Consider the following 25,936-nt stretch of genomic DNA (forward strand, 5'->3'; position numbering starts at 1 on the left):
CCGACGCCCACGCCGACTCCCCGGAGGGACGAATGCCGATCAGCGCCGAGCGCTTCCGCGAGATCTTCGGGTCGTTCCCCACGGCCGTCTCGGTCGTCACGACGCTCGACGCGGACGGTCAGCCGCGCGGCCTCACGAGCAACACGGTGTGCGCGGTCTCCGTCGACCCGCCGATGCTGCTGGTCGCGGTCGACAAGTCGTCGAACACCCTGCCCGCGATGCGTGCGTCGGCGGGCTTCGTGGTGAACGTCCTGGCGGGCGGCAACGCGGAGGTGTCGCGGATCTTCGCGCGCAAGAGCGCGGACAAGTTCGCGGACCTGGAGTGGCGCGCGTCGGAGGTCGCGGCGGGTGCGCCGATCCTCGTGGACCACGCGGTCGCCGTGGCGGAGTGCAGCACGGAGCGGGCCGTCGAGGCGGGCGACCACTGGCTGTTCCTGGGACGGGTCGACGAGGGCGCGACGTACCCGCGGCCGCCGCTGCTGCACCGGCGCGGCGTGTACGGGGAGTGGCCGCTGGTGGCGGAGGCCACGTCGTGACGGACGACCAGACGCTCCTGATGGTGGGTGTCGGCCGCATGGGCCGCCCGTACGTCGACGCCGCTCGCCGGCTCGGCGTCCGCGTGCACGCGGTCGAGGCGGCGGAGCGGGCGGCGCTGGTCGAACCGCTCGTCGACGGCGTGACGCTCGTCGAGGGCGGCGCCGACGAGGCGTGGGCGCGTGCGGCGTGGGCCGCGGCCGCGGGGGAGCGGCCGGCGGGGGTCGTCGCGTTCAGCGAGGTCCACGTGCTGGCCGCCGCGCTGCTGCAGGACGCCCTGGCGCTGCCGGGCCCGTCGCTGCACGCCGCGACGCTGTCGCGCAACAAGGCGCTGCAGCGCGGCCGGTTCGCGGCGGTCGGCGTCCCGCAGCCCGACTTCGCGGTCGTCGACGACCCGGCGCGCCTGCGGGACTGGGCGCGCCCCCGTCTTCCCGTCGTGCTCAAGTCGCTGTCGTCCGCGGGCAGCGCGGGGGTCGAGCTCATGGCGACGGTGGACGACCTGGACGACGCGCTCGCGCGGCGCGCCGGGGAGGGGCGGTTCGTCGTCGAGGACCGGCTCGAGGGGCCGGAGCTGAGCTGGGAGGCGGTCGTCGTCGACGGCGCGGTCGTCGTGGAGAACGTGACCGCCAAGGACACCACCGGCGCACCGCACTTCGTGGAGACCGCGCACCGGACCGGGATCGTCCTCGACCCGCCGACCGCGGGGCAGGTGGGCGCCCTCGCGCGCGGCGTGCTGGACGGTCTCGGCATGGTGACGGGACTCGTCCACCTCGAGCTCTGCCTGACGCGGTCGGGCCCGGCGGTCATCGAGGTCGCCGTGCGCACGCCGGGCGACTTCATCATGGACCTCCTGGGGCTGACCTACGGCACCGACTGGTTCGAGCTGGTCGTGCGGGCCGCGCTCGGCCGACCGCTCCCGCCGGTCCCGGTGGCGCCCGCCGCGTACGCCGCGAGCTGGTTCGCGACCCCGGAGGGGCGCGTTATCGCGGTAGACGGGGTCGAGGCCGTCGGCGCGCAGCCGCACGTCGTCGAGGTGGAGATCACCTGCCGGCCCGGGGACGTGGTCGGCCCGGTCAGGTCGTCCGGCGACCGCAGCGGGCACGTCGTGGTGTGCGCGCCGACGCCGCAGGAGCGCGACGCGGCGCTGGCCCTCGTGCGGGACACCCTCGTGATCCGGACCGAGCAGGCGTGACGGCGGGCGAGCGGGGCCTCGTCCGCCTCACCCGCATCCGTACCGGCACGGGGGACGACGGCAGCACGCAGCTCAGCGGGGGTGCGCGCGTGGCGAAGTCGGACGCGCGCGTCGAGCTCCTGGGCGTGCTCGACGAGCTCAACGCCACGACCGGGGTCGCGCGCACGCTCGTGCCGGCGACCGACACGGACCTCGACGCGTGGCTCCTGTCGGTGCAGCACGACCTGTTCGACCTCGGCGCGGACGTCAGCCACCCCGACGTCGTCGGGCCCCGTGGCACGGTCGGCGACCCCCAGCTGGAGTGGCTCGACGACGTGCGGGAGCACGTCAACGCGACGCTCCCGACGCTGACGTCGTTCGTGCTGCCGGGGGGCACGGCGCTGGCGGCCCAGCTCCACGTGTGCCGGACGGTGTGCCGTCGTGCGGAGCGCCGCGTCGCCGCGCTCGTGCCGGGCCCGTCGGCGCCGCTCGCCTACCTGAACCGGCTCTCCGACCTCTTCTTCGTCCTCGCCCGCCGGTCCGCCGCGAGCGAGGAGGTGACGTGGACGCCGACCCGCCGGCGGCCCGCGCCGGCTCCCGGACCGGTCCCCGACGGACCGCCGACCGCCGACCCGACCTGAACCAGCAGGACCGTTCCGCCGAGAGGACCGACCTTGTCGACCGCCACCGCCCCCACGCCGCTGCCGTCCCCGCGGGAGCACCTGACCTCGGACCGCACGCGTGCGGCCCTGCGGCTGCAGGGCCACTTCCTGGCCGCCGCGCGTGAGCACCTCGTCTCCGAGGGGTTCGTCGAGCTGCTGCCGACGACGATCGGCCCGGTGACAGACCCGGGAGCCCGGGGCGCCAAGCAGGTCGACATCGACTACTACGGGCACCGGTACAAGCTCATGACGAGCGGCATCCTCTACAAGCAGGCGTCGCTGCTGACGTTCGACCGGTTGTTCCACGTCGCGCCGAACGTGCGGCTGGAGCCTCCGGAGACGGCGGTCACGCACCGCCACCTCGCCGAGTTCCACCAGCTCGACGTCGAGATCGCGGGCGGCTCGCGCGAGGACGCCCTGGGTGTCGCGGAGCGGCTCACGCAGCACTGCGTCCGCCGCGTGCTCGACGTCGCGGCGGACGACCTCGCGGCCCTCGGGCGGGACGTCGAGGAGCTCCGCTCGGTGCTCGCAGGCCCGTTCGACCGGCGCACGCACGCGGACGTCGTCGCGGACCTGCGCGCGTCCGGGCACGACCACCCGGACTCCACCGAGATCGCCTGGGACGCGGAGGAGCGGATCTCCGCCGCGGCCGCGCGGCCGTTCTTCGTCGTCGACTACCCGAAGGGCTCGCGCGGCTTCTACGACCGGGAGAGCGCGTCGTCACCCGGGGTCCTGCGCAACTTCGACCTGATCTTCCCCGGCGGCTTCGGGGAGATGATGAGCGGCAGCGAGCGGGAGTCGGACTACCGCACGCTCGTCACCCGCATCCGGGAGACCGGAGAGAACCCGGCGAAGTACGACTGGTACCTCCAGCTCGCCCGCGAGGGCCTGCCCGCCAGCGCGGGCTTCGGACTCGGGGTCGAGCGCTTCACGCGCTTCCTCGGCGGCCTGGACGCGGCGTGGCAGGCGGCGTCGTACTTCAAGCTGCCCGGTGAGCCGCGCCCGTGAGCGTCCTCACGGCGCCCGGCTTTCCCGAGGAGCTCGTGCGGGAGCGTGCGCGGAGCGGCGCGGCGGCGGCGTTCCCGGACCCCGCGGGCTACGGCGCGTCGCTGCTCGGGCACCAGGCGGCACCCGACGGGGACCCGCTCGACGCGGCTCGTCTCGTGCCGCCGGTGTTCGTCCCGGACCGTCTCGAGAAGCTGTACGACCTGGGCCGGGAGCCCACGATGGACGACGTCGAGCTCGTGACGGACGTGGGGGGACTGCGGTCTCCCGTGCCGTTCTACGTGTCCGCGTTCGGGTCGACGGCGGCCGCCCGCGACCTCGGCCACCAGGTCGCACGGCAGGCGGGCCGGGGCGGCGTCCCCATGGTCATCGGCGAGAACGTCCTGGCGTCGACCGGGTCGGGCCGGCTGGACTCGGACCGGTTCGGCGCCCTCCTGCACCGCGTCGCCGCGTACGCGGACGTGGTGCCCGACGGCCGGGGCGGGGTCGTGGTGCAGCAGAGCACCGAGGACGCCGACGGCGAGGTCTGGAACCTCGTCTACACCGACCCGTCGGTGCAGCCGCTGCTCGCGACGGGTCGGCTGGCCTTCGAGCTGAAGGTGGGGCAGGGCGCGAAGCCGGGGCTCGGCGGCATGACGCTCGTCTCGCGTGCCGACGCCGGAGCGCTGGCGGACCGGTACCTGCTGGCGGACGTGCACGGACCGTCGTCGGACGTCGTGCTGCGCAGCAGCAGCCCGGGGACCTTCACGGCGGAGATCCTGCGCCAGCAGGTCCGTCTCATGCGGAACAACTACCCGCGCTGCCGCGTCTGGGTGAAGCTCTCGCCCGCGCGGGACGTCGCGTCGGCGGCAGCGGTCGCCTGGGAGGCCGGCGCCGACGCGGTGACGGTGGACGGGGCCGAGGCGGGCACGGGGTGGGCACCGGGCGTCTTCCTCGCCCGCGCGGGTCTGCCGCTGGGGGAGTGTCTCGCGCGCCTGCGCCCCGGTGTCGACGACTGCCTGCTCGCGTCCGGGCGGATCTGGGAGGGGGCTCGGGCCGTGACGTGCCTGGCGCTCGGCGCGCGGGCGCTCGGGCTGGGCCGCGCCGCCCTGCTCGCGGTGGACGAGGACCCGGAGCTCGGGCTGACGCGGCTGCTGGAGTGCCTCGCGCTCGAGGTCCGGATGCTCACGAGCGCGCTCGGTCGCTACCGGGCGTCGGACCTCGCGCCCGAGGACGTCTGGCACCCGGCCGGTCTGCTCGGCAGCGGGTAGGCGGCGGGCGCGGGAGGGCGCACCGGGACCGAGCGCACCAGCCACCGCGGCGGACGCCGGGCGCGACGGGGTCGCCCGACTCCCCGTCGCGCAGGGTGCGTCACCAGCCCTGAGGTGGCGCCCCCCGGCCGGCAGCCGCTCGTCCGCTCGGCCCGCAGACCCGTCTGCGGGAACGCGGGCCCCTTCCCTCCCGTTGCCTCGGAAGGCGCCGCCGTCCTGGTAGGTGCACGATCGAGCCGACGAGGCGCAGCCCGACGCGCGCCGTGAGAGGGGTGGGTGTGAAGGGCAACGCGACGTCGGTTCACCGCAACGCGGCACTGCTGTCCTTGGCGACGACGGTGGCGGAGCGCGTGACGACGTCCGCGGACATCGACCGTCGCCTCGCGCCCGTGCTGGACCGCCTGCGGCTGCCCACCGGCCTGCTCCAGCGGGTCGCCGGTGTGCACGAGCGCCGCAACTGGGCCGAGGGCCAGAGCTTCGACGCCGCCGCGGTCGCGGCGGGGGAGAAGGCGCTCGCCGAGGCGGGCGTCAACCCGGGCGACGTCGGCATGCTGATCAACACCTCGGTCACGCGCAAGCACCTCGAGCCGTCGGTGGCGGTGCGGCTGCACCACGGCATGGGCCTGCCGCCGTCGGCGGTGAACTTCGACCTCGCGAACGCCTGCCTCGGGTTCGTCAACGGGATGACGCTCGCGGCGCAGCTCATCGACGCGGGGCAGATCCGCTACGCCGTCGTCGTCGACGGCGAGGACGCCGACGAGATCCAGGACATCACGATCGACCGGCTCAACCAGCCAGGGGTGACGCGCAGGGACTTCATGCGCGAGTTCCCGAGCCTCACCCTCGGCTCCGGCGCCGTGGCCGCGGTGATCGGGCCGGCCGACGCCCACCCCGAGGGCCACCGGATCCTGGGCGGGGTGACGCGCGCGGCGACGCAGTTCAACGAGCTGTGCGTGGGCAGCGTGAACGGGATGTTCACCGACGCGAAGGCACTGCTCAAGGGCGGGCTCGACCTGGTCATGGCCGCCTGGAAGGAGGCGAGGAAGGACTGGAGCTGGTCGGCGATGGACCGCTACGTCCTCCACCAGGTCTCCGACGTCCACACGGACGCGATCGTGAAGGCCGCGGGCCTCGACCGCAGCCGCGTGCCGCTCACCTACCCGCGGTACGGCAACGTGGGCCCAGCCTCGATCCCCATGACCCTCGCGGAGGAGGCGCGGCACCTCGCGCCCGGCGACCGCGTGCTGCTCATGGGTGTGGGATCCGGCATCAACACGGCGATGACGGAGATCGCCTGGTGATCGGCGCGCTGCCGGCCGCAGCCGGGGCGACCGCACCCGCCTCGCTGCCGCCGCGGGGTCTCGACGGCCTCGACCCGTCCTTCTCGCGCCTCGTCACGGCGGGCCCCGACAGCCGCACGTGGCACCTGCTGGACAACGCCGACCACCTCGCCCGGCTCGGCGTCGAGCCGGTCGGCACCCTGCTGTGCGTGCACGGCAACCCCACGTGGTCCTACCTGTGGCGTCGCCTGCTCTCGGCGGCGACCGACCGGGCCGCGGCCGGGGGGCAGGCGTGGCGCGTCGTGGCCGTCGACCAGCTCGAGATGGGCTTCTCCGAGCGCACCGGGTCGCGGCGCGGGCTGCCGCAGCGGGTCGCGGACCTGGACGACCTCACGACCGCGCTCGGCCTTACCGGCCCCGTCGTCACGGTCGGGCACGACTGGGGCGGCGTCATCAGCCTCGGCTGGGCCGTCGACCACCCGAACCTGCTCGCGGGCGTCGTCCTGCTCAACACCGCCGTGCACCAGCCGGCGCACCTGCGGGTGCCGGCGCCGCTGCGGCTCGCGCTGCGCCCGGAGGTCCTGGGTGCGGCCACCGTCGCGACGCCGGCCTTCCTGGAGACGACGCTCGCGCTCGCCCGCCCGCGCCTGCCCCGGCCGGTCCGCGACGCCTACCGCGCCCCGTACCGGGGGGCCGAGCGCCGCGGGGGGATCGGCGCCTTCGTCGCGGACATCCCCGTGACGTCAGCGCACCCCAGCGCCGCCGAGCTCGACCGCGTCGCCGCGGGGGTGCGCGGGCTGGACGTCCCGGCGCTGCTGCTGTGGGGCCCGAGCGACCCCGTCTTCGGCGACCAGTACCTGGACGACCTCGTCGACCGCCTGCCGCGCGCCGACGTGCACCGGTTCGAGGGGGCCGGGCACCTCATCGCCGAGGACGTCGACTACGCGACCGCCGCGCTCGACTGGCTCGCCGGCGCCACGGCCGGCCCCGGCGCCACGACCGCCTCCGTCACCCAGCCAGCCGACGTCCCGACTGTGGACCCCTCGGCAGTCACGCCCGCGCCGCCCTACGAGCCCCTGTGGCACCACCTCGACGGGCAGCGGGACAGCACGCAGACGGCCCTGGTCGAGATGGCACCGACGGGCGGCGCGGGACCGCGCGTCGTCACCTGGTCGCTGCTCGCCCGGCGCGTCCGCGAGCTGGCCGCCGGTCTGACCGCCGTCGGCGTGCGGCCCGGGGACCGCGTCTCCCTGCTCGTCCCGCCCGGTGCGGACCTGACGGCCGTCCTGTACGCCTGCCTGCGCATCGGCGCCGTCGTCGTGGTGGCCGACGCCGGCCTGGGCGTGAAGGGCCTGACCCGGGCCGTCCGCGGCGCCCGGCCCGACCACGTCGTCGGAGAGCTGCGCGGGCTCACGGCCGCCCGCGCCCTCGGCTGGCCCGGCCAGCGGATCTCCACCGCGCCGCTGCCGCCCGCCGTCGCCCGCGCGCTCCGCGTCGACCACGCCCTCGTCGACCTCGTGGACGCCGGCCGTGGCCTCGACCTCCCCGCCGAGCCGAGCCCCGACGCGACCGCCGCGGTGCTGTTCACCTCCGGCTCCACCGGCCCGGCCAAGGGCGTCGTCTACACCCACCGCCAGCTCGCCGCCGTGGCCAACGCGTTGCGCGGGCAGTACGACCTCGGCCCCGGCACCGGTCTCGTCGCGGGCTTCGCGCCCTTCGCGCTGCTCGCGCCGGCGCTGGGCGCGCGTTCGGTCACGCCGGACATGGACGTCACCTCCCCGCGCACGCTCACCGCCCCGGCCGTGGCGGCCGCGGCCGCGGCGGTGGACGCGACGGTCCTCTTCCTGTCCCCGGCGGCGCTGGCGAACGTCGTCGCGACGGCCGACGACCTGACCCCCGCGGACCACGCCGCGCTCGCCCGCGTCCGGACGTTCCTGTCCGCGGGCGCCCCGGTGCCCGGGCACCTGCTCGCCGCCGCGGGCCGGCTCATGCCGAACGCGGAGCCGCACACGCCGTACGGCATGACGGAGGGGCTGCTCATGACGGACGCCACCCTCGCGAGCATCCGCGAGGCGACCGCCGCCCGGCCTCACGGCGACCCGGGCGGGGTCTGCGTGGGCCGCCCCACCGCGACCACGCAGGTGCGCATCAGCCCGCTCGACGACGACGGCGCCGCGACCGGCGAGCCGACGACCGAACCGGGCCGGACGGGCGAGATCCTCGTCAGCGCCCCGCACCTCAAGGACGGCTACTTCCGCCTGCACCTGACGGACCGCGCGGCGGCCCGGGACGTCCCCGGCGAGCGCTGGCACCGTACGGGCGACGTCGGCCACCTGGACGGCGAGGGCCGGCTGTGGGTCGAGGGGCGCCTCGCGCACGTCGTCACCACGGCCGACGGCGTCGTCACCCCCGTCGGCCTCGAGCAGCGCGTCGAGCGGGTCCCGGCCGTGGAGCGTGCGGGCGTCGTGGGGATCGGGCCCCGGGGGACGCAGCTGCTCGTGGCCGTGGTCGAGACCCGGCCGCGGACCCGTCGTCCCGGTCTGGCGCCGGCGGACCTGACCGACGCCGTCCGGGCCGCGGCGGCCGCGCCGCTCGCCGCGGTCCTCGTCGTGCCCGACCTGCCCACGGACGTGCGGCACAACTCGAAGATCGACCGCACCCGGCTCGCTCGCTGGGCCGAGCACGTGCTGTCCGGCGGACGGGTGCGCCGACCGTGAGGGTCCTGGTCACGGGCGCGAGCGGGCTCCTCGGCCGCGCGGTCGCCGCGCGCGTGCGCGACGCGGGCCACGAGGTGCGCACGTTCCAGCGCCGCCCGAGCGGTGTGCCGGGCGTCGAGGACGTGCGGGGCTCGGTGACGTCGGGGGACGACGTCGCGCGGGCGGTCGCCGGGGTCGACGGCGTCGTCCACCTCGCCGCGAAGGTCTCGCTCGCGGGTGACCCGGCCGACTTCCAGCGGGTCAACGTGCACGGGACCGAGCGGCTCCTGGGTGCCGCCGCGCCTGCGGGTGCGACTCGGTTCGTGCAGGTGTCCTCGCCGTCCGTCGCGCACAGCGGTCGCTCGATCGTCGGTGACGACGCCCGGCCGGCGGATCCTGACCACGCTCGCGGCGACTACGCCCGGACGAAGGCGCGGGCGGAGCTCGCGGCCCTCGCCGCGGACGGCGACGCCATGCGCGTCGTCGCCGTGCGCCCGCACCTGGTGTGGGGCCCGGGCGACACCCAGCTCGTCGCCCGCATCGTCGCGCGGGCCCGGGCGGGCCGCCTGCCGCTGCTCGACGGCGGCCGGGCGCTCATCGACACCACCTACGTCGACAACGCGGCCGCCGCGATCGCCGCGGCCCTCGAGCGGGCCGACGACGACGCGGTGCACGGCAACGCCTACGTCGTGACCAACGGCGAGCCCCGCCCGGTGGCCGAGATGCTCGCGGGGATCTGCGCCGCCGCCGGGGTGCCGGCCCCGCGCTGGAGCGTCCCCGCCGGGCTGGCGCGCGCCGCCGGCGGCGCGGTGGAGGCGGTGTGGCGGGTGCGTCCGGGGCAGGACGAGCCGCCGATGACGCGCTTCCTCGCCGAGCAGCTCTCGACCGCCCACTGGTTCGACCAGCGGCGCACGCGCACCGACCTGCGGTGGCGCCCCGAGGTGACGATCGACGAGGGGCTCGCGCGGCTGCGGGCCGCTGCGGCACGCGGTCGCTGAGGCCCCGCCCGCTCGCGTCGTCGTCGCGTAAGTCGCAGGCGCCGACGTCGCGGGCCTCGTGCGCCCAACTACGGCAGCAGGTCCAGGTACTTCCTGCGGGCGGGCATCGCGTGGATGACGAGCTCGTCACCGTTCTCGAGGACGAGCACGACCGTCTCGAGCAGGCGCGCTCGGGTGTCGAAGCCGAGCCGGAGCTCGCGGAAGGGCGGGCCGTCGTCGTCCAGGGGCTCGATCCACAGGGACCACTCGGCGGCCTGGATCGCGTCCTCCTCCGCCACGCCGTGCTTGAGGGCGCTCCGGTGGACCCTCACGCCGCGAAGTGGGCGAGCGCCGCCCGGATCGCCTCCGAGCGGGTCAGGTCCTGCCTCTGCGCGGCCGCGTCGAGGGCCGCGAGCTCCTCGGCTGTCAGCCGGACCGCCACGACCTGCATGGGCTCCGCGCCGCGGCCGGGCCGTCCGCGCCCCCGGCGCTTCAGGGCGTCGACGTCGTACCCCGCCTCCGCCTCGTCGGCCCACTGCTGGATCTGCTCGTCGCTCACCATGCGAATATCGTAAGACAAAAATGCGGCGCGCGGGTGGGCGGGCGCGTTCGCATGGACACTCCTGCGTTGCGGCAGGGTGGCTCCGCCACCCGCGCGGTGGTGGAGTGGGCAGGGTCGGCACCCGCGCCCACCCAGGAGGACTCCCATGCAGTACCGCACCCTCGGCTGCAGCGGCACCGTCGTCTCCGCGCAGACGCTCGGCACGATGACGTTCGGCGCGGAGGCGGACGAGGAGACCTCGCACGCGATCCTCACGCGGTTCGTCGAGGCGGGCGGCACCCTCGTCGACACCGCCGACGTGTACAGCGCCGGGGTCTCCGAGGAGATCATCGGCCGCTGGCTGGCGCAGCACCCGACGGAGGCGCGTCAGGTCGTCCTCGCGACCAAGGGCCGGTTCCCGATGGGGGAGGGCCCCAACGACCTGGGCCTCTCGCGCCGCCACCTGCGCGACGCCCTCGACGCGTCCTTGCGCCGCCTCGGCGTCGAGCACATCGACCTCTACCAGGTGCACGCATGGGACGCCCTCACCCCGGTCGAGGAGACCCTCCGGTTCCTCGACGACGCCGTCACCGCGGGCAAGATCGGCTACTACGGCTTCTCCAACTACCTCGGCTGGCAGCTGACCAAGGCGGTCCACGTCGCCCGCGCCCACGGGTGGGCCGCGCCCGTCACCCTGCAGCCGCAGTACAACCTGCTCGTCCGCGACATCGAGCACGAGGTCGTGCCCGCCGCGCTCGACGCGGGGATGGGGCTGCTGCCGTGGTCGCCGCTCGCCGGAGGCTGGCTCACCGGCAAGTACCAGCGCGACGTCGACCCCACGGGTGCGACGCGCCTCGGCGAGAACCCGCAGCGCGGTATGGAGGCGTGGGAGGCCCGCAACGCCGACGAGCGGACGTGGCGGGTGATCGACGCCGTCCGCGAGGTCGCCGACGGGCACGACGTCTCGATGTCGCAGGTCGCGCTCGCGTGGTTGGCGCAGCAGCCGGCGGTGACCTCGGTGATCCTCGGCGCGCGCACCGTCGAGCAGCTCGACGACAACCTCGGCGCGGCGGACCTCCGCCTCGACCCCGGGGCGGTCGCACGGCTCACCGACGCCAGCGCGCCGCGCGTCGACGACTACCCGTACGGCACGGCGGGTGTGCAGCAGCGGCACCGGTCGATCACCGGCGGACGCTGAGCGCAGCCGGACCGAGAGTTGCGGCTGCAGCGCCGCAACTCGTCCCCGTCCGGAACACCCCTCCTTCTTGACGTCCCCCCGCCCCCTACCTACGTTGTGACCCACGTCGCAAAGCGGCGTTCACGGCAAACCAGACGCCTCTCCATCGTTGAAGGGGCATCAGCAGGGGTGGGAGTCCGCGCGCCCTCGTCCGCCGGCGTCGGCGGCACGAGCGCCCGGCACGAGCATGCACAGGGACGTCGGCCGCATGGGCGCTCGTCGCCGCCGCGCCGACTTTCGGAGCAGCAGTCGAGAGGAACCGAACATGAGATGGCGTGCCACACGACGAGGTGACGGTGCACCAGGGACGACGCTGCTGGACCGCAGGCGCCGGGTCGCCGGCCGGGTAGCGGCGGGCACGGCGGTCGCGCTCGCGGCGGTCGGCTTCGCGTCGCCGGCCCAGGCGGCCGTCGACGAGACGTACGACGTCGAGATCACCGTCGCCGGCAAGGGGACCGTCACCGGCGAGGGCAGCTACGAGCCCGGGGAGACGGTGCAGCTGACGGCGACGCCGGCGGCGTCCCACGTCTGGGGCGGGTGGACCTCGGACGAGCTCGACTGGATCGGCGCCCGGGTCGGCTCGTTCACGATGCCCGAGAGCGACGTCGTCCTCGAGACGACGTTCCGCAAGCAGATCCCGTCGCTCAAGAGCGTCTACCGCGACTACTTCGACGTCGGGAACATCTGGTCCGGCCCGCAGACGTACGCGCCCGGGTCGCCCAACTCCGCCACGGTCGACCGGCACTACAACGTGATGACGGCCGAGAACGCGATGAAGCCGGACCAGCTGCTGCCGAACGACAACATCGACCCGGTGACGGGCGCGTTCACGTTCAACTTCGCGCAGGCCGACGCCTTCGTCGACGAGACGCTCGCCCGCGGCATGGACGTGCACGGGCACGTGCTGGTCTGGCACGGGCAGTCCCCGCCGCGCATCAACAGCGGGCCGACCGGCGGCACGCGCGAGCAGGCCCGGGCCAACATGGAGCGGTACATCCGCGAGGTGCTGACGCACTTCCAGGGCCGCGCCGTCTCCTGGGACGTCGTGAACGAGGCGTTCGTCGACGGGCTCGGCGAGTTCGACCCCGCGACGCAGGACTGGCGCGACTTCCTGCGCGGCGGCCCGAACGGTGGTGCGTCGAACTGGTACAGCGCCTACGCGAACGGCGCCGACACGGCGGCGGGCGAGCACCCGTCCGACTTCCTCTACGACGCGTTCGTCCTCGCCCGCACCTACGACCCGCAGACGCGGCTGGAGTACAACGACTTCAACGTCTTCCAGTCCGAGGGCAAGGCGCAGGCGATCATCGCGATGGCGACCGACCTCAACGAGCGCTACGCCGCCGAGCACCCGGAGGACCCGCGCCCGCTGGTCGAGGCGATCGGCATGCAGTCGCACAACTACATCAACCAGACGCCGGCCTTCGCCTGCTCCGACCGCACGCGCCTGCGCCAGCTCGTGGACGACGCGGCGGCGGAGTGGCAGCCGGGCGCCTGCTCGAACGAGGCGTCGGTGGAGCGGTCCATCCAGCTCATCATCGAGGCGGGCTTCGACGTCAGCATCAGCGAGCTGGACCTGCAGGTGTGGGAGGCGTGGAACGGTCAGCCCGAGGGTGACGACCGGTCGCAGTACCGCGACCTCACCGACCCGTCGGTCAAGGACCGCATCTCCCGCGGGGAGTTCGACTACTGGGTCGGCAAGATCGAGAACCGGGCGGAGCTGGAGGCGATCCAGGCCCAGCGGTTCGCGGAGTACTTCGCGGTCTACAAGAAGTACTCGACCGACATCACCCGCGTGACGTTCTGGGGTCTGACCGACCAGCTCAGCTGGCGGTCCACGCACAACCCGCTGATCTTCAACAGCGACTTCTCGGAGAAGCTCGGCGCGGTCGCCGTCGCCGACCCGGAGCGCTGGCTCGGGCTGCGCAAGCAGGTGGTCGACACCTCGAAGCTCGAGGCCGCCGTCGCGCAGGTCAAGCAGCTGGACCTGCGGGGCGTCAACTACACCGGCGTCACCCTCGCCAAGGTGAAGGCCGCCCTGGCCCGCGTCACCGCCGTCCTGCGGGCCGGCGGCCCGCAGGCCACCGTGAACGCCGCGACCGCGGCGCTCCTGGACGCGGTCGCCGCGCTCGAGCGGAGGTAGCGGGGGCCGACAGCGACGAGGGGCCGGGGAGATCGAGCGATCTCCCCGGCCCCTGGTCGTCCGCCGCGGCGACCGGCGGCCGCGGAAGGGGTGCGGCCGCCGGTCCGTGTCAGACCTGGTCGCGCGGCGCCGGCGGTGCGGCCGGCACACCGGCGGCCGGCGCAGGAGCGGCCGGGATGGCGGCGGCCGGTGCCGCAGCAGCGGGGATCCCGGCCGCCGGTGCCGCAGCAGCCGGCGCCGCGTCGGCCGGGGCAGGGTCGGCCGGTGCGGCATCCGCCGGCGCGTCGGCGGCCCGGGCCGCGGCGAAGGCGGACCGGAGCACCGCGAACGACCCGAGCGCGCCGAAGCCCAGGGCCCAGCCGAAGTCGGGCAGGTACTCGGGCAGCGCCTCGGGCAGGACCTCCGAGAAGACGGGCCAGAAGTCGGGGTGGGTCAGCGTGCCCCACGCGCCGAGCCCGCTGCCGTCGCTGAAGGCGACGACCGCGTCGTAGACGATCCCGGCGAAGAACGCGAGGGCGAGCGTCACCGCCGTGGTGAGGAGCACCACCGCCGCGCCTGCCCGGCTGATGCGCCCGGCGCCCCACACGTACAGGCGCAGGGCGAGGAACGCGACGAGCGCGGCGACGATCGAGGCGATGAACCCGAAGCCCCAGAGCACGACCCAGGCGACGACGCCGACGGGGAGCGTGAGGAGGGCGGCGAGCGTCCCGCGCGCGACGTTCTCCCGGTCGGGGGATGCGGGCACGGCGAGGCCGGAGGGGGTCTCAGACATGGGGGCTCCTGGCTGGTGGCCCGGGACAGCCCCGGGCGAGACCGGGGGAGCGTAGCGATCAGCGGGGTGCCGGCGAGGGGCTTCTCCCGCGCGACCACGAGGTTCACCCGTCCCGCCGCCGGCCGCGCCCGCCGTGGCCGGCGGGGTCCGCGGGCTACTCAGCGGTAGGCTGCACGTCAGCAGGTGATGGAGCAGGCCGGACCGTGCCCCCCGTGGTGTGCGCCCGACGTCCGGCCGCGTGGCACCACCGGCTCGGCACAGGCCTGCGCGTGACGCAGAGGGCGAGGCTGCGACGGCTTCGCACGTCGGCGCGCGCCTCGGAGCGCGTCCGCCTCCGAGGAGCGGGGCGCGCCCCGGGCGACCGGACCTGGCCGACGTGGGCACGGCGTGCTGCACCCACGCGCGAGGCGCGGGGGTGCGAAGGAGGAGATGTGGCAGGAGCTGGGCAACGGCGGTCCGGTCGTGCGCGCCCGGCCGGAGGCCCACGCGGGGGTCGCGCCGACGAGCGACGCCGCAGCAGGCACCCGGACGAGGAGGGGATCATCCCCGTCCTCGCCGGCATCACCCGCGAGGTCGAGAACGCCGTCGGCCGTGCGCCCACGCGCGCCGCCGTGCGGACGAAGTTCCAGGTCGCCGCGCTGCTCGTGCGCGAGGAGCGGGCACGCGTGATGGCCGACGGCGACCTGAGCCAGGCCAAGCGCTCCGAGCAGCTCAAGCGCCTCGAGGGGTTGGCGACGCTGCTCGCGCGGATCGCCGCGCGCGACACCTCCCTGCTCGCGCTGCTCTCCGAGGACGCCCGCGTCTCCGACGCCGCGCGCGCCTACCGGGCGACCGTGCTGCGCGCCGCCGGGCTGGAGGCGCCGGAGGAGCCCGAGCCGACCCCGCCGCCCGCGCCCGTGCCCGGAGCCGAGAAGCGCGTCGTGCCCCGCTCGGCGATCGCGCGGCAGATGGCCAACCCGTTCCTCGCCCCCGACTTCGAGGCGGCCGCCGAGCGCCTGGCCCGGCCCCGCCGGCTGGCGGGCTGGGAGCTGCTCGAGCCGCTCTTCCGGTCGTTCGAGGACGCGAGCCCTGGCGCACCGGCGTGCATGCCGCTGCCCGAGCCGCGCGCGGTGCCGACCCCCCGCGGCCGCGAGCTCATGCGGCACCAGGCGCAGGTCGTCGCCGCCGCGGCCCGCGGCCACCGCACGTTCCTGCTGGCCGACGAGCCCGGCCTGGGCAAGACGGCCCAGGCGCTGCTCGCCGCCCAGGCCGCCGACGCCTTCCCCCTGCTGGTCGTCGTGCCCAACGTCGTGAAGACGAACTGGGCGCACGAGGTGGGGCTGTGGACGCCGCTGCGCCGGGCCACGGTCGTGCACGGCGACGGCGACCAGGTCGACGCGTTCGCGGACGTCGTCATCGTGAACTACGAGATCCTCGACCGGCACGTGGGCTGGCTGGGCGACCTCGGGTTCCGCGGGATGGTGGTCGACGAGGCGCACTTCATCAAGAACAAGACGTCCCAGCGCTCCCAGCACGTGCTCGCGCTGTCGGAGCGGATCCGCGAGCGCACCGCCCGGCCGCTGCTCATGGCGCTGACGGGCACCCCGCTCATCAACGACATCGAGGACTTCCGGGCGATCTGGCAGTACCTCGGCTGGATCGACGACGAGAAGCCGCTCGGCCGGCTGATGACGGCGCTGGAGGAGACCGGCCTGACGCCGGCCGACCGCGGGTTCTCCGCCGCGGCCCGCGCCGCGGTCGTCGACATGGGGATCGTGCGCCGCCGCAAGGTCGACGTGGTCGCCGACATCCCCGCCCGCCGGGTCGCGGACCTGCCCGTCGAGCTCGACGGCGCGGTCGGCCGCTCCATCCGAGCCGCGGAGGAGGTGCTCGCCCGCCGGCTCGTCGGCCGGTACCGGGCCGCCCTGGAGGCGCGCGGCGACGCCGCCGTCGTGGACGGCGTCGACCTGGAGCTCGCCCGTCGCGTCGCGGCCGCCGAGCTCAAGGACTCCAGCGACAAGGCCGGCGGCGAGAACGTCTTCACGATGGTCCGCCGCATCGGCCAGGCGAAGGCCGGGCTGGCGGCGGACTACGCCGCCCAGCTGGCGCGCAACGTCGGCAAGGTCGTCTTCTTCGCCAAGCACGTCGACGTCATGGACACCGCGGAGCAGACGTTCGCGGACCGCGGGATCGGGTACGCGTCGATCCGCGGCGACCAGACCCCGCGGGTGCGGGAGAAGAACATCACGGCGTTCACCGAGGACCCGGACGTGCAGGTCGTCGTCTGCTCGCTGACCGCCGCCGGCGTGGGCCTGAACCTGCAGGTGGCGTCCAACCTCGTGCTGGCCGAGCTGTCCTGGACCGACGCCGAGCAGACCCAGGCCATCGACCGCATCCACCGCATCGGCCAGTCCGAGCCCGTCACCGCGTGGCGCGTCATCGCGGCGCAGACCATCGACGCGAAGATCGCCGAGCTCATCGACAGCAAGGCGGGGCTCGCGGCGCGGGCGCTGGACGGGGCCGCGGTCGAGGACGGCGAGGCGTCGACGGACGTGCAGCTGGACGCGCTCGTCTCGCTGCTCACCGACGCGCTCGCCGCGGAGCGCACCGCGTGACGGCGGTGCTGCCCCCGGGGCACCCGTTCGTCGTCACGGGCGCGCGCGTGCACGAGACACCCGGGACGGTCGTGGACCGCGAGCTGGTCGTCGCCGACGGGGTCTTCCTGCCGGACCGCCCCGACGGCGACGTCGAGGTGGTCGCCGCGCCGGGTGCGCACGCCGTCCCGCTCGTGGTCGACAGCGCGGTGGCGCAGCGCCCGCCCGCCGAGCGCGGGGTGTACGACCTCGTGCCCGGCAACGTCGCGACCTTCGCGCTGGTGCGTCGCCGGGTGAGCGAGTCGCAGATCCGGACCATGCTCGTCGTCGACCCGGCGGACCTCGTCGCCGTGCACGTCCGCGGGCACGCCGAGGTGCTCGACGGCCGACCGACGCGCCCCGCCGGGGAGGACCTCGCCGAGGCGGCCGCCCGGGACGCGTGGCTGGGCGCGTGGGAGGACCCGGGGCGCGACGTCGTCCAGCACCTGCGGCCGGACGGCCGCTACTCCGAGACCCGCAGCGGGCGCGTCGACGCCTACACCGGTCGCTTCTGGGTCCGGGACGGGCGGATCACCTACCTGGACGACACGGGGTTCTGGGCGTTCGGGGAGCTGCTCGGCCGGACGCTGCACCACGCCGGCATGGTGATGACGAGGACCGGCGCGTAGCCGTCGTCGGCGGAAGAACCGGCGGGCCGACGACGCTGCACCTGTCGTGACCGACCGACCGCACCTGTCCCTGCTCGACCGGTCGCGCACGCGCGTCGGGGAGGACGACGCCGCCGCCCTGCGGGGCACCGTCGCCCGCGCGACCCGTGCGGAGGGGCTCGGCTACGCGCGGTTCTGGGTGGCCGAGCACCACGGGGTGCCGGGCGTCGCCGGGGCGGCGCCGGCCGTGCTGCTGGCCGCCGTGGCCGGGGCGACGACGACGATCCGGCTCGGCTCCGCCGGCGTCATGCTGCCGCACCACCAGCCGCTCGTGGTCGCCGAGCAGTTCACGACGCTGTCCGCCTTCGCCCCCGGGCGGGTCGACCTGGGGCTGGGGCGCTCACCCGGTTTCACCGCGCCGGTGCGACGCGCCCTGCGCCAGGTCGACCGCGACTTCGCCGCCGACCTCGCCGAGCTGCGCGCCTACCTGGAGGGGACGGCGGAGATCACCCTGCGGCCGCAGCCGGTGGCGCGCGTGCCGATGTACGTCCTCGCGACGGGCAGCGGGCTGCAGGTCGCGGCCGAGCTCGGCCTGCCGGTGATCGTCGGCGGACCGGTCCTCGGCGTGGCGGGCGACCCGGAACCGGGGCTGGCGGCGCTCGCCGGGTACCGGCGCTCCTTCCGGCCGTCGGCGCAGCAGGCGGAGCCGTGGGTGGCCATCAGCCTCGACGTCCTGGTCGCCGACACCGACGCCGAGGCGGCCGACCTGCTGCTGCCGGAGGCGTGGGCGATGGCACGGAGCCGGACGACGGGCGAGTTCCCGCCGCTGGAGCCGGTCGCGGCGGTCCGCGCCGCCCGGCGCACCCCGCGTCAGCAGGAGTACCTCGAGCAGACCGCGGCGGCGGCGGTCGCGGGCTCGCCCGCCCGGGTGGGGTCGCGGCTCGCCGAGCTGCTCGAGCGCACCGGGGCCGCCGAGCTCGTGGCCGCGGGCAGCACGTACGACCGGGCGGCCCTCGCCGCCTCGGACGCCGCGCTGGCCGGGCTGTTCCGGTAGCGCCAGGACGACGGCGGGCGGCTGCGCCGGGTCCGTGGTGGGCTGGGGCAGTGCCTCGTGTCGCAGTCGTCGGTGCCGGGATCATCGGCCTGTCCACCGCCTTCGCGCTGCAGCGCCGCGGCGCCGACGTGACCCTCGTGGAGTCGGGGCCGCCGGGCGGCGGGCAGTCCGCCGGTCAGGGGCGGATCTTCCGGCACGCGCACGCCGACCCGCGGCTCGTCGCGCAGGTCGTCCGCAGCCGTGCCCTGTGGCGCGAGTGGGAGGACGAGCTCGGCGTCGAGCTCGTCGCGCCCGACGGCGCCGTGGCGATCGGCGACGGCGTCGAGACCAAGCTGGAGACCCTCGCCGGGTTCCCGGACGCCCCCGCGCGGCCCCTGTCCGCCGCCGAGCTGCACGAGCGGCTGCCCGTCCTGGCCGGCTACGACGGCCCCGCGATGCTCGACGTGCACGGCGGCGCCATCCGCACCCGCGCCGCGGTCGAGGCCCTGACCAGTCGCCTCGCGGACGTGCTGGTCGCCGACCACGTCCTCGCCGTCCGCCGCCGCGACGACGGCGCGGTCGAGGTCCGCACGGGCACCGGCGCGCACGCGTACGACCACGTCGTGCTGGCCGCGGGACGCGGCACGGCCGCCCTCGCCGCCGGCCTCGGCCTCGACCTGCCGGTCGAGCTCGGCGCCCACGTCCGCGTCACGTTCGAGCGTGCCGACGGCGGCACGGGGCCGCTGCCCACGTTCCAGGACGGCAGCGGGCAGTTCGGCGAGACGGGCGTCTACGCGTCCCCGTACCCGGGCTCGCGCCGCTACGGCGTCGGGCTCGCGGGGCACACACCCGCGGCGCCCGGCGGCGCCGTCGAGGACCCCGAGGAGCTCGCGGCCCTGGCCGAGCGCACCGTCGCCTACGTCGCGCGGGCGCTGCCGGGACTCCGCCCCGAGCCCGTCGGCCACGTGCACTGCTGGGTCACCGCGCTGCCCTGGGGCGAGGACGGGGTCGGGATCTGGGGCGAGGACGGCGTGACGGCCGTCGCCGGGCACAACCTGTTCAAGCAGGCCCCGGTGCTGGGCGAGGCCCTGGCGACGGCGGCCCTGTCGGGGTCGGTGCCCGCCGACTGGCACCACGACGCCCGGCTCGGGCGCGAGGGCTGAGCGGGGCGCGACGACGAGCGCACAGGCCCGAGCGGCCGTACCGTCGTCCCGGACGCCGAACAAGGAGGAAGACATGGGATTCCTGGGCAAGGCGATGAAGAGCGGGATCGCGCTGAAGGCCGCGCAGATCGCGAAGCGCGAGATGGCGAAGCCGGAGAACCAGCGCAAGGCCAAGGATCTGCTGAGCCGTGTGACGCACCGCGGTGGCCCCGCCGGGCGGACCGGGCGTCCCTGAGCCGTCCCGCCGACCTGGCCGCTCCGCCACCGCGTGGCGGAGCGGCCGCTGCCACGCACCGATCTGCCAGGGTTGACCCGTGCTGCCCGAGCCCGTCCGACGCCGCGTCGACGCGATGTGGGACCGGATCTGGGCCAGCGGCGTCAGCAACCCCCTGACCGCGGTCGAGTACGTCAGCACCGTCCTGCTGCTGCGCCGGCTCGCCGAGACGCACCCGGCCGCCTCCGAGTGGGCGGAGGTCCGCGAGCACGTCGCCGCCGGATCCGCCGGCGCCGTCGCGCGCACGATGGTGCGGGTGCAGTCGGCCTTCGGGATCGGTGCGAGCCCCGAGGCGTCGGCCGCGTCGACGTGGTCGGACCTGGCCACGCTCGACCACGTGCTGCGCGAGGTCGCGGCGCTGGAGATCGGCGACCGCAACCACGACATCCTCGGGGACGTGTTCGAGCACGTGCTGAACCACCTCAGCACGGCCGGCCGGTTCGGCCAGTTCCGCACGCCCCGCCACGTCATCCAGCTCCTCGTCGCCGCGGTGGACCCGCAGCCGGGCGAGGTCGTGCTCGACCCGGCGGCCGGCACGGCGGGGTTCCTCATCGCCGCGCACGAGCACCGGCGCGGGGCCGCCGGCGCCTACGTCGGCCACGAGGTCGACGCGACGGTCGCCCGCGTCGCCCGCACCAACCTGCTGCTGCACGGGATCGGGTCCGGGCAGGTCCACCACGGCGACAGCCTCGCCGTCACGACCCGCGACGCCGACGTCGTCCTGGCGAACCCGCCGTTCGCGGGCACCGTCGCGCCCGAGCGGGTGCGCGAGTACGAGAGCGGGACGACGCGGACCGAGCTGCTGTTCCTCGAGCTGACGATGCGCCGCCTGGTGCCCGGCGGCCGCGCCGGTGTCGTCGTCCCCACGAACGTCCTCACCGCCACCGGCCACGCCCCGACGTGGATCCGCTCGCGCCTGCTGGAGTCGAACCGCCTGCGGGCCGTCGTCGAGCTGCCCGCGGGCGTGTTCCGGCCCTACACGGACGTGCGGACCGCGCTGCTGCTGTGGAGCAACGACGCCCCGGCTGACGACGTCCTGCTCGTGCGGGTCGACGCGGACGGGTACACGCTCGACGACAAGCGGCGCCCCACGGACCGGGACGACCTGCCCGGCGCCCTCGCGCTCATCCGGGGCGACGGCTCGTCCGTCCCGCACGCGCGCGTCCCCGCGGACGAGCTGCGCCGGTCCGGCTACAACCTCAGCCCCAGCCGCTACATCCCGCTCGACGCCCCGGCGGCCCCGACCGCACCGGGCGGGCCGACCGGGGCCGACCTGCTGCTGCGGGCCCGCGCGGCGACGGCCGCCCTGGAGGCCGAGATCGACGCGTTCGCGAGGCTGCTGCGGTGACGTGGGACCTGCCGGCGGGGTGGCGGTGGACGCCCCTGCGCGAGCTGCTGCTGCCGGTGCGCACCCAGCTGCCGCCCGAGCGCATCGACGCCGACACCCTCTACCTCGGCCTCGAGCACGTCCAGGCCGGGACGGGGGAGTACACCGGGACGCGCGCCGGCGACGCCCACCTGCGCTCGCCCAAGCTCGCGTTCGAGGCCGGTGACGTCCTCTACGGCAAGCTGCGGCCCAACCTGCGCAAGTGCGTCGTCGCCCGCTCGGCCGGCGTCTGCAGCATCGACCTGGTGCCGCTGCGTCCGGTCGAGCCCGACGCGGCCCACCTGCTCGCGCTCCAGATGCGCAGCGACCCGTTCACGGCCGACGTCCTGCGGCTCGTCGGCGGCGTGAACCTGCCGCGCGTCACCGTGCGGGACCTGCTGACCCTCGCGCTGCCCGTCCCGCCCGCCGCGGACCGGGACCGCGTCCACGCCGTCGCGCAGGCGGCCACGACGCTGCGCCGCCGGTACCGCGAGGTCGAGCAGACCGTGCTCGACCTGGAGGGGTACGCCGCGGAGGTCGTCCTCGGGCTGCGGTGAGGGCGGGCAGGCAGAGCCGGGGCTCGCCGCGTTCCCCGCGGGAGGCCGTCAGCGGGCGCCGCCGAGCGGGGCCCGGCGGCGCCGTGACGCGAGGACGAGCAGCGCGCCCGTGGCGGCGACACCCGCCCCGGCCGCGAGCAGCCCGCCGCCCCGCGCGCCGGTGAGCGCGAGGGCCAGGCCCACGACGGCGTCCTGCACGCCCTGCGTACCGGGCGTGCCCGCGGTGCCGCCCGCCGGCGCGACGGGGTCGCTCGCGCCACCGCTCCCGCCCGCGCCGCCACCCGCGCCGGCTCCTGCGCCGCCGCCCTGCCCACCACCGTCGCCCTGCCCACCGCCGTCGCCCTGCCCACCGCCGTCACCGCCGCCATCCCCACCGGGGCCGGCCGGCAACGTCACGACCGCGCTCGCGGTCCCCACGGCGGTGGACGACCGCTGCAGCAGGACGAACAGCTGCTCCTGCGGCGCGCCGGCCGCGCGCGGCGCGAGCGGCACCTCCACCGTGGCGGTCGTCTGCCCGGCCGCGAACGTCACGGTCCCGGACGCGCGCGTGTAGTCCTCGCCCGCGCGCGCCGTGCCGTCGGCGGTCGTCCAGTCGACGGTCGCCGTGCCCGCGTCGCGCGTGCGGGTCACGGTGACGCGGGCCGACGCCGGCGTCAGCACCACGTCGCCGGTGCTGACGGTGCCGGTGTCGACCACCTCGAGCCGCGACGACGTGCTGGACCCGGCGACGCCCGCGTCCGCGGCGGGCGTGTACGTCGCGGTGACGGTACGCGTGCCGGCGACGGCGGCCGGCAGCGTGAGGCGGGCGCGGCCGCTCGCGTCCACGGGGGCCGTGTCCACCACGACGCCGTCCACCGCCACACCGACCGTCCCGGGCGTCGGTGCGGTGAGCACGGGGGTGCGGACCGTGACGGTCACCGGGACGGGGGCGCCCGCCGTGGCCGCCTCCGGCAGCACGAGCGACGTCGTCGACACGGTGCCGCACGCGGGGTGGCTGAACAGGGCGCCGCCGTCGGTGCCGTTGAGCACCCAGTGCCCGACCGGGCTGTCGTACCGCGCCAGCAGGACGGCCTCGTGCCGGCCGGGCAGGAACACGCGCGGCTGGCCGCGGTCCCTCCGCCCCAGGGCGAGGAAGTTGTCGCTCCCGGCGGGGATCGTCACGGGGACGGACAGGCTGTTCTCGTACCCGTACGCGACGATGAGCTCGCCGCCGACCATGGGGTCCTCGGGACCCGGCACCCAGTGCACGCACGTCACGAAGGGGACGACGGTGCCGAACGGGAGGTCGTCGGCGACCGCGGCCGCGGCCGGACCGGTCGGCAGCGCCGCGGCGAGCAGGAGGGCCGCGGCGAGGGAGGCGGGGGTTCGGCGCACGCGCGCACGCTAGCGGCGGGGACGCGGTGGGGGACCCCTGCCGGTGCCCCGGATGCCGGACATGCGGCGGTGCGTCCGGATGGGCGAACGGGTGAACTGCGGGCGCGCGTCAGGCGCCGGCCGACGCGCGCGGCGGCGCGGTGCTGCCCCGGACGACGAGCCGCGTCGGGACGGCCCGTCCGCGCGGCACGTCCCGCCCGGCGACGAGGTCGACGACGAGCTGCCCGGCGGCCTCGCCCTGCTCCCGCACGGGCTGGGCGACGGTCGTCAGGTCGAGCAGTGCGGCCAGGGGGTGGTCGTCGATGCCGATGACGGAGACGTCCTGCGGCACGCGCAGGCCGGCCCGCCGGAGGGTCGCGAGCGCCCCGGCCGCGACCTCGTCCGAGTGCGCGTACACGGCGGTCGGCGGCTCGCGGAGCCCGAGCAGGCGGGACATCGCGTCGGCGCCGTGCTGCTCGCCCCACGGCACCGTGACGACGAGCTCGGGGACCGGTGCGACCCCGGCCTCGGCGAGCGCCTCGTGGTAGCCGGTGGTGCGGCCCATGCCGTCCCGCCACTCCGCCGACTCCGGGTCCACCGCCTCGATCATCGCGATGCGGCGGTGCCCCAGGAACAGCAGGTGGTCCACGGCCTGCCGGGCGGCCGCGTGGTCGTCGATGCAGACGTGGGGGAAGGCCGCCACCTGCCCGCCGGCGGCGACGATGCCGACGCCCATCATGGCCAGCCGGGCCTGCTCGTGCTCCGAGACCGGGAACGCCAGCACGACGACCGCGTCGACCTTGCGCCGGGCGGGCAGCCGCTCGAAGAAGTCGTGCCGGTCGCGGCGCGTGGGCACGTGGTACAGCAGGACGTCGAGGCCGGCGCGACGCAGCCGCGCCTCGAGCCCCTCGAGCAGCGCGCCGAAGAACCAGCGGGACAGGTGCGGCACGACGACGGCGACCCGGCCGGTGGTCCGCGAGGCCAGCCCCGACGCCTCGGGGGACGCCACGTAGTGGTGCTCGCGTGCCACTGCCAGGACCCGGGCGCGGGTCGCCTCGGCCACCTCCGGGCGGGAGTTGAGCGCGCGGGAGGCGGTGGCGGGGGAGACGCCGGCGAGGCGGGCGACGTCGGCGAGGCTCAGGTGCGCGTCGGCCACCGGTCGACTGTAGCCGGAAGCGCTTGCGACCAGCAGGCCCGGACGGGTGCTCCACGGCGTGCGCTTGACAGCGGAGTCGGGCGGCGGGAGGGTGAATCGTCCGGAAACGCTTCCGGCTCGAGGTGGACCGATCCGGGTGACGACGTCGTCATCCGCACAGCGCGCACGTCGCGCGACCCCGACGTCCGGCGCCCGCAGGCGCAGCCGTCGGCCCTGCCGACCACCCGAGGAGACGACGTGCCCTCCCTCCCGCCCCCGGCCGCGCCCGGCCTCACGCGCCGGTCCTTCCTGCAGGGCCTCGGGGTCGCCGGTGCGACGCTCGCCCTCTCGTCCTGCGCCGGCCGGTCCGGGTCCGGCCCCACCGAGATCACGTTCTTCCAGTCGAAGCCCGAGGTCATCGGCTACTTCGACCAGCTCATCGAGCAGTTCCACTCCGAGCAGTCGGCGGTCCGCGTCCGGCACGACGCGACGTCGAACCTCGCGGGCTCCTTCGTGCGGGAGTCGCCGCCGGACCTCGGCTGCCTCAACTACAACTTCGAGATCTCCCGCTACGTCGAGCGGGGCGTCCTCAGCGACCTCGGCGACATGCCGGAGGCCGGTCGCGTCCTCGAGGACCTGCAGCCGCTCATCGACGTGACCGCGACGTACCCGGGCCGGACGAGCGTCATCCCGTACTCCCTCATGGCGGCGGCCGTGCTCTACAACCGGGAGATCTTCGCGCAGCAGGGCGTGCAGCCGCCGACGACGTGGTCGGAGTTCGTCACCCTGTGCGAGACGCTCACCGCGGCCGGCGTCACCCCGATCTACAGCACGTTCCGCGACCCGTGGACCATCGCGCAGGGGCACTTCGACTACTCCGTCGGCGGCCTGCTCGACACCACCGAGTTCTTCACCGAGCTCAAGGAGCAGGGCGACGACGTGGGGCCGGGGTCGCCGGTCGCGTTCCAGAAGCAGTTCGTCGAGCCCGTCGAGCGCATGACGCAGCTCGTCGGCTGGTCGAACCGCGACGCGGCCAGCCGCGGCTACGGGGACGGCAACCTGGCGTTCGCGAACGGCGAGGCCGCCATGTACCTGCAGGGGCCGTGGGCCCTGACGGAGATCGCGAAGACCAACCCGGAGCTGGACGTCGGCGCGTTCCCGCTGCCCATGACCGAGGACCCGGACGACCGCAAGGTGCGGGTCAACATCGACCTCGCCCTGTGGATCCCCGAGGGCTCGCGCAAGAAGGAGGCCGCGCGCGAGTTCCTCGCGTTCCTCATGCGCCCCGACGTCATCGACGCGTACAACGCGCAGGCGCTCGGCTTCGGCGTGACCGAGGAGGCGGCGCCGGTGACGAACTCGACCCTCGTGGAGCTGAAGGAGTACTACGACCGCGCCGCGTTCTACCTCGGCGCGTCCCAGCTCATCCCGCAGTCGATCCCGCTGCAGAACTACGCGCAGTCGATCGCGACCGGCGCCGACCCGCTGCCGGTGCTGCGCACGCTCGACGCGGACTGGTCACGCCTCGCCTTCCGCTCGTCCGTCCCCGAGTGACCGCCGGCAGACC

23 protein-coding genes are annotated in these 25,936 nt (G+C 75.7%); 18 read left to right on the forward strand and 5 right to left on the reverse strand.

Annotated elements, in window-relative coordinates; genetic code table 11:
* Positions 1-32 precede the first annotated feature (32 nt).
* The 8 genes from FB586_RS07095 (at position 33) to FB586_RS07130 (ending at position 9,596) form a co-directional block, all read left to right on the forward strand.
* Complete coding sequence (locus tag FB586_RS07095; protein WP_136518618.1) at positions 33-536, forward strand: flavin reductase family protein; 504 nt, start codon at positions 33-35, stop codon at positions 534-536.
* The gene (locus FB586_RS07100; protein WP_222928309.1) at positions 533-1,726 is read left to right on the forward strand and encodes an ATP-grasp domain-containing protein; all 1,194 of its coding nucleotides are present in this window, start codon (positions 533-535) and stop codon (positions 1,724-1,726) included. The genes FB586_RS07095 and FB586_RS07100 overlap by 4 nt, the downstream gene beginning before the upstream one ends.
* Positions 1,723-2,346 (forward strand): cob(I)yrinic acid a,c-diamide adenosyltransferase, encoded by a 624-nt coding sequence (locus FB586_RS07105; protein ID WP_136518619.1) that lies wholly within the window; start codon positions 1,723-1,725, stop codon positions 2,344-2,346. The genes FB586_RS07100 and FB586_RS07105 overlap by 4 nt, the downstream gene beginning before the upstream one ends.
* A 33-nt stretch (positions 2,347-2,379) precedes the next feature.
* Positions 2,380-3,375, forward strand: a complete 996-nt coding sequence (locus FB586_RS07110; RefSeq protein ID WP_136518620.1) for an asparagine synthetase A — start codon at positions 2,380-2,382, stop codon at positions 3,373-3,375.
* Positions 3,372-4,622 (forward strand): glutamate synthase-related protein, encoded by a 1,251-nt coding sequence (locus FB586_RS07115; RefSeq protein WP_136518621.1) that lies wholly within the window; start codon positions 3,372-3,374, stop codon positions 4,620-4,622. The genes FB586_RS07110 and FB586_RS07115 overlap by 4 nt, the downstream gene beginning before the upstream one ends.
* A 272-nt stretch (positions 4,623-4,894) precedes the next feature.
* Positions 4,895-5,923, forward strand: coding sequence for a 3-oxoacyl-ACP synthase III (locus FB586_RS07120; protein ID WP_136518622.1), 1,029 nt, complete (start codon positions 4,895-4,897; stop codon positions 5,921-5,923).
* A complete protein-coding gene (locus FB586_RS07125; protein WP_136518623.1) occupies positions 5,920-8,619 on the forward strand; it encodes an alpha/beta fold hydrolase in 2,700 nt (899 codons plus the stop codon). The genes FB586_RS07120 and FB586_RS07125 overlap by 4 nt, the downstream gene beginning before the upstream one ends.
* Positions 8,616-9,596: an NAD-dependent epimerase/dehydratase family protein gene (locus FB586_RS07130; RefSeq protein WP_136518624.1), complete on the forward strand. Its 981-nt coding sequence runs from the start codon at positions 8,616-8,618 to the stop codon at positions 9,594-9,596. Before FB586_RS07125 ends, FB586_RS07130 begins: the two co-directional genes overlap by 4 nt.
* 68 nt (positions 9,597-9,664) lie before the next feature.
* Here the strand turns inward: FB586_RS07130 and FB586_RS07135 are convergent, their stop codons facing one another.
* Both FB586_RS07135 and FB586_RS07140 read right to left on the reverse strand, forming a co-directional pair.
* On the reverse strand, positions 9,665-9,907 hold the full coding sequence (locus tag FB586_RS07135; protein ID WP_136518625.1) for a toxin: 243 nt from the start codon (positions 9,905-9,907) through the stop codon (positions 9,665-9,667).
* Positions 9,904-10,137: a ribbon-helix-helix protein, CopG family gene (locus FB586_RS07140; protein ID WP_136518626.1), complete on the reverse strand. Its 234-nt coding sequence runs from the start codon at positions 10,135-10,137 to the stop codon at positions 9,904-9,906. Before FB586_RS07140 ends, FB586_RS07135 begins: the two co-directional genes overlap by 4 nt.
* 145 nt (positions 10,138-10,282) lie before the next feature.
* On the opposite strand from FB586_RS07140, the gene FB586_RS07145 reads away from it, so the two are divergent.
* On the forward strand, positions 10,283-11,314 hold the full coding sequence (locus FB586_RS07145; protein WP_136518627.1) for an aldo/keto reductase: 1,032 nt from the start codon (positions 10,283-10,285) through the stop codon (positions 11,312-11,314).
* A gap of 304 nt (positions 11,315-11,618) precedes the next feature.
* Positions 11,619-13,496, forward strand: a complete 1,878-nt coding sequence (locus tag FB586_RS07150; RefSeq protein WP_136518628.1) for an endo-1,4-beta-xylanase — start codon at positions 11,619-11,621, stop codon at positions 13,494-13,496.
* A 109-nt stretch (positions 13,497-13,605) separates the two neighbouring features.
* Here the strand turns inward: FB586_RS07150 and FB586_RS19715 are convergent, their stop codons facing one another.
* Positions 13,606-14,268, reverse strand: coding sequence for a hypothetical protein (locus FB586_RS19715; RefSeq protein ID WP_187697852.1), 663 nt, complete (start codon positions 14,266-14,268; stop codon positions 13,606-13,608).
* Between the two features lie 431 nt (positions 14,269-14,699).
* On the opposite strand from FB586_RS19715, the gene FB586_RS07160 reads away from it, so the two are divergent.
* From FB586_RS07160 to FB586_RS07185, 7 genes are all read left to right on the forward strand, one after another.
* Positions 14,700-16,862: a DEAD/DEAH box helicase gene (locus FB586_RS07160; RefSeq protein ID WP_136518629.1), complete on the forward strand. Its 2,163-nt coding sequence runs from the start codon at positions 14,700-14,702 to the stop codon at positions 16,860-16,862.
* Positions 16,859-17,509, forward strand: coding sequence for an Atu4866 domain-containing protein (locus FB586_RS19790; RefSeq protein ID WP_222928310.1), 651 nt, complete (start codon positions 16,859-16,861; stop codon positions 17,507-17,509). Before FB586_RS07160 ends, FB586_RS19790 begins: the two co-directional genes overlap by 4 nt.
* A 46-nt stretch (positions 17,510-17,555) precedes the next feature.
* Positions 17,556-18,542, forward strand: a complete 987-nt coding sequence (locus FB586_RS07170) for an MsnO8 family LLM class oxidoreductase (RefSeq protein ID WP_222928311.1) — start codon at positions 17,556-17,558, stop codon at positions 18,540-18,542.
* A 50-nt stretch (positions 18,543-18,592) separates the two neighbouring features.
* A complete protein-coding gene (locus FB586_RS07175; protein WP_136518630.1) occupies positions 18,593-19,684 on the forward strand; it encodes an NAD(P)/FAD-dependent oxidoreductase in 1,092 nt (363 codons plus the stop codon).
* Between the two features lie 73 nt (positions 19,685-19,757).
* Complete coding sequence (locus FB586_RS19365) at positions 19,758-19,919, forward strand: hypothetical protein (protein WP_168800487.1); 162 nt, start codon at positions 19,758-19,760, stop codon at positions 19,917-19,919.
* Between the two features lie 79 nt (positions 19,920-19,998).
* Entirely contained in the window at positions 19,999-21,306 is a 1,308-nt protein-coding gene (locus tag FB586_RS07180; RefSeq protein ID WP_136518631.1) for an HsdM family class I SAM-dependent methyltransferase, read from the forward strand.
* Positions 21,303-21,881: a hypothetical protein gene (locus FB586_RS07185; protein ID WP_136518632.1), complete on the forward strand. Its 579-nt coding sequence runs from the start codon at positions 21,303-21,305 to the stop codon at positions 21,879-21,881. The genes FB586_RS07180 and FB586_RS07185 overlap by 4 nt, the downstream gene beginning before the upstream one ends.
* Before the next feature lie 48 nt (positions 21,882-21,929).
* Here FB586_RS07185 and FB586_RS07190 read toward each other — a convergent pair whose 3' ends face one another.
* Both FB586_RS07190 and FB586_RS07195 read right to left on the reverse strand, forming a co-directional pair.
* Entirely contained in the window at positions 21,930-23,255 is a 1,326-nt protein-coding gene (locus FB586_RS07190) for a Calx-beta domain-containing protein (protein WP_136518633.1), read from the reverse strand.
* Positions 23,256-23,364: 109 nt separating this feature from the next.
* Positions 23,365-24,390, reverse strand: coding sequence for a LacI family DNA-binding transcriptional regulator (locus FB586_RS07195; protein WP_222928312.1), 1,026 nt, complete (start codon positions 24,388-24,390; stop codon positions 23,365-23,367).
* Between the two features lie 237 nt (positions 24,391-24,627).
* Here FB586_RS07195 and FB586_RS07200 point away from each other — a divergent pair, with 237 nt between their 5' ends.
* Positions 24,628-25,923 carry an ABC transporter substrate-binding protein gene (locus tag FB586_RS07200; RefSeq protein ID WP_168800488.1) on the forward strand — a complete coding sequence of 432 codons (1,296 nt, stop codon included), beginning with the start codon at positions 24,628-24,630 and terminating at the stop codon, positions 25,921-25,923.
* Positions 25,924-25,936: the final 13 nt, after the last annotated feature.

Origin of the sequence: Cellulomonas telluris, assembly GCF_004886325.1 — a bacterium.
Taxonomy (GTDB): Bacteria; Actinomycetota; Actinomycetes; order Actinomycetales; family Cellulomonadaceae; genus Cellulomonas; species Cellulomonas telluris.

Excerpts from the sequence above, each read along its gene's own strand:
- FB586_RS07095 (WP_136518618.1), top strand. The coding sequence starts at position 33 with ATGCCGATCAGCGCCGAGCGCTTCCGCGAGATCTTCGGGTCGTTCCCC.
- FB586_RS07140 (WP_136518626.1), bottom strand. The coding sequence starts at position 10,137 with ATGGTGAGCGACGAGCAGATCCAGCAGTGGGCCGACGAGGCGGAGGCG.
- FB586_RS07145 (WP_136518627.1), top strand. The coding sequence starts at position 10,283 with ATGCAGTACCGCACCCTCGGCTGCAGCGGCACCGTCGTCTCCGCGCAG.
- FB586_RS07150 (WP_136518628.1), top strand. The coding sequence starts at position 11,619 with ATGAGATGGCGTGCCACACGACGAGGTGACGGTGCACCAGGGACGACG.
- FB586_RS19715 (WP_187697852.1), bottom strand. The coding sequence starts at position 14,268 with ATGTCTGAGACCCCCTCCGGCCTCGCCGTGCCCGCATCCCCCGACCGG.
- FB586_RS19365 (WP_168800487.1), top strand. The coding sequence starts at position 19,758 with ATGGGATTCCTGGGCAAGGCGATGAAGAGCGGGATCGCGCTGAAGGCC.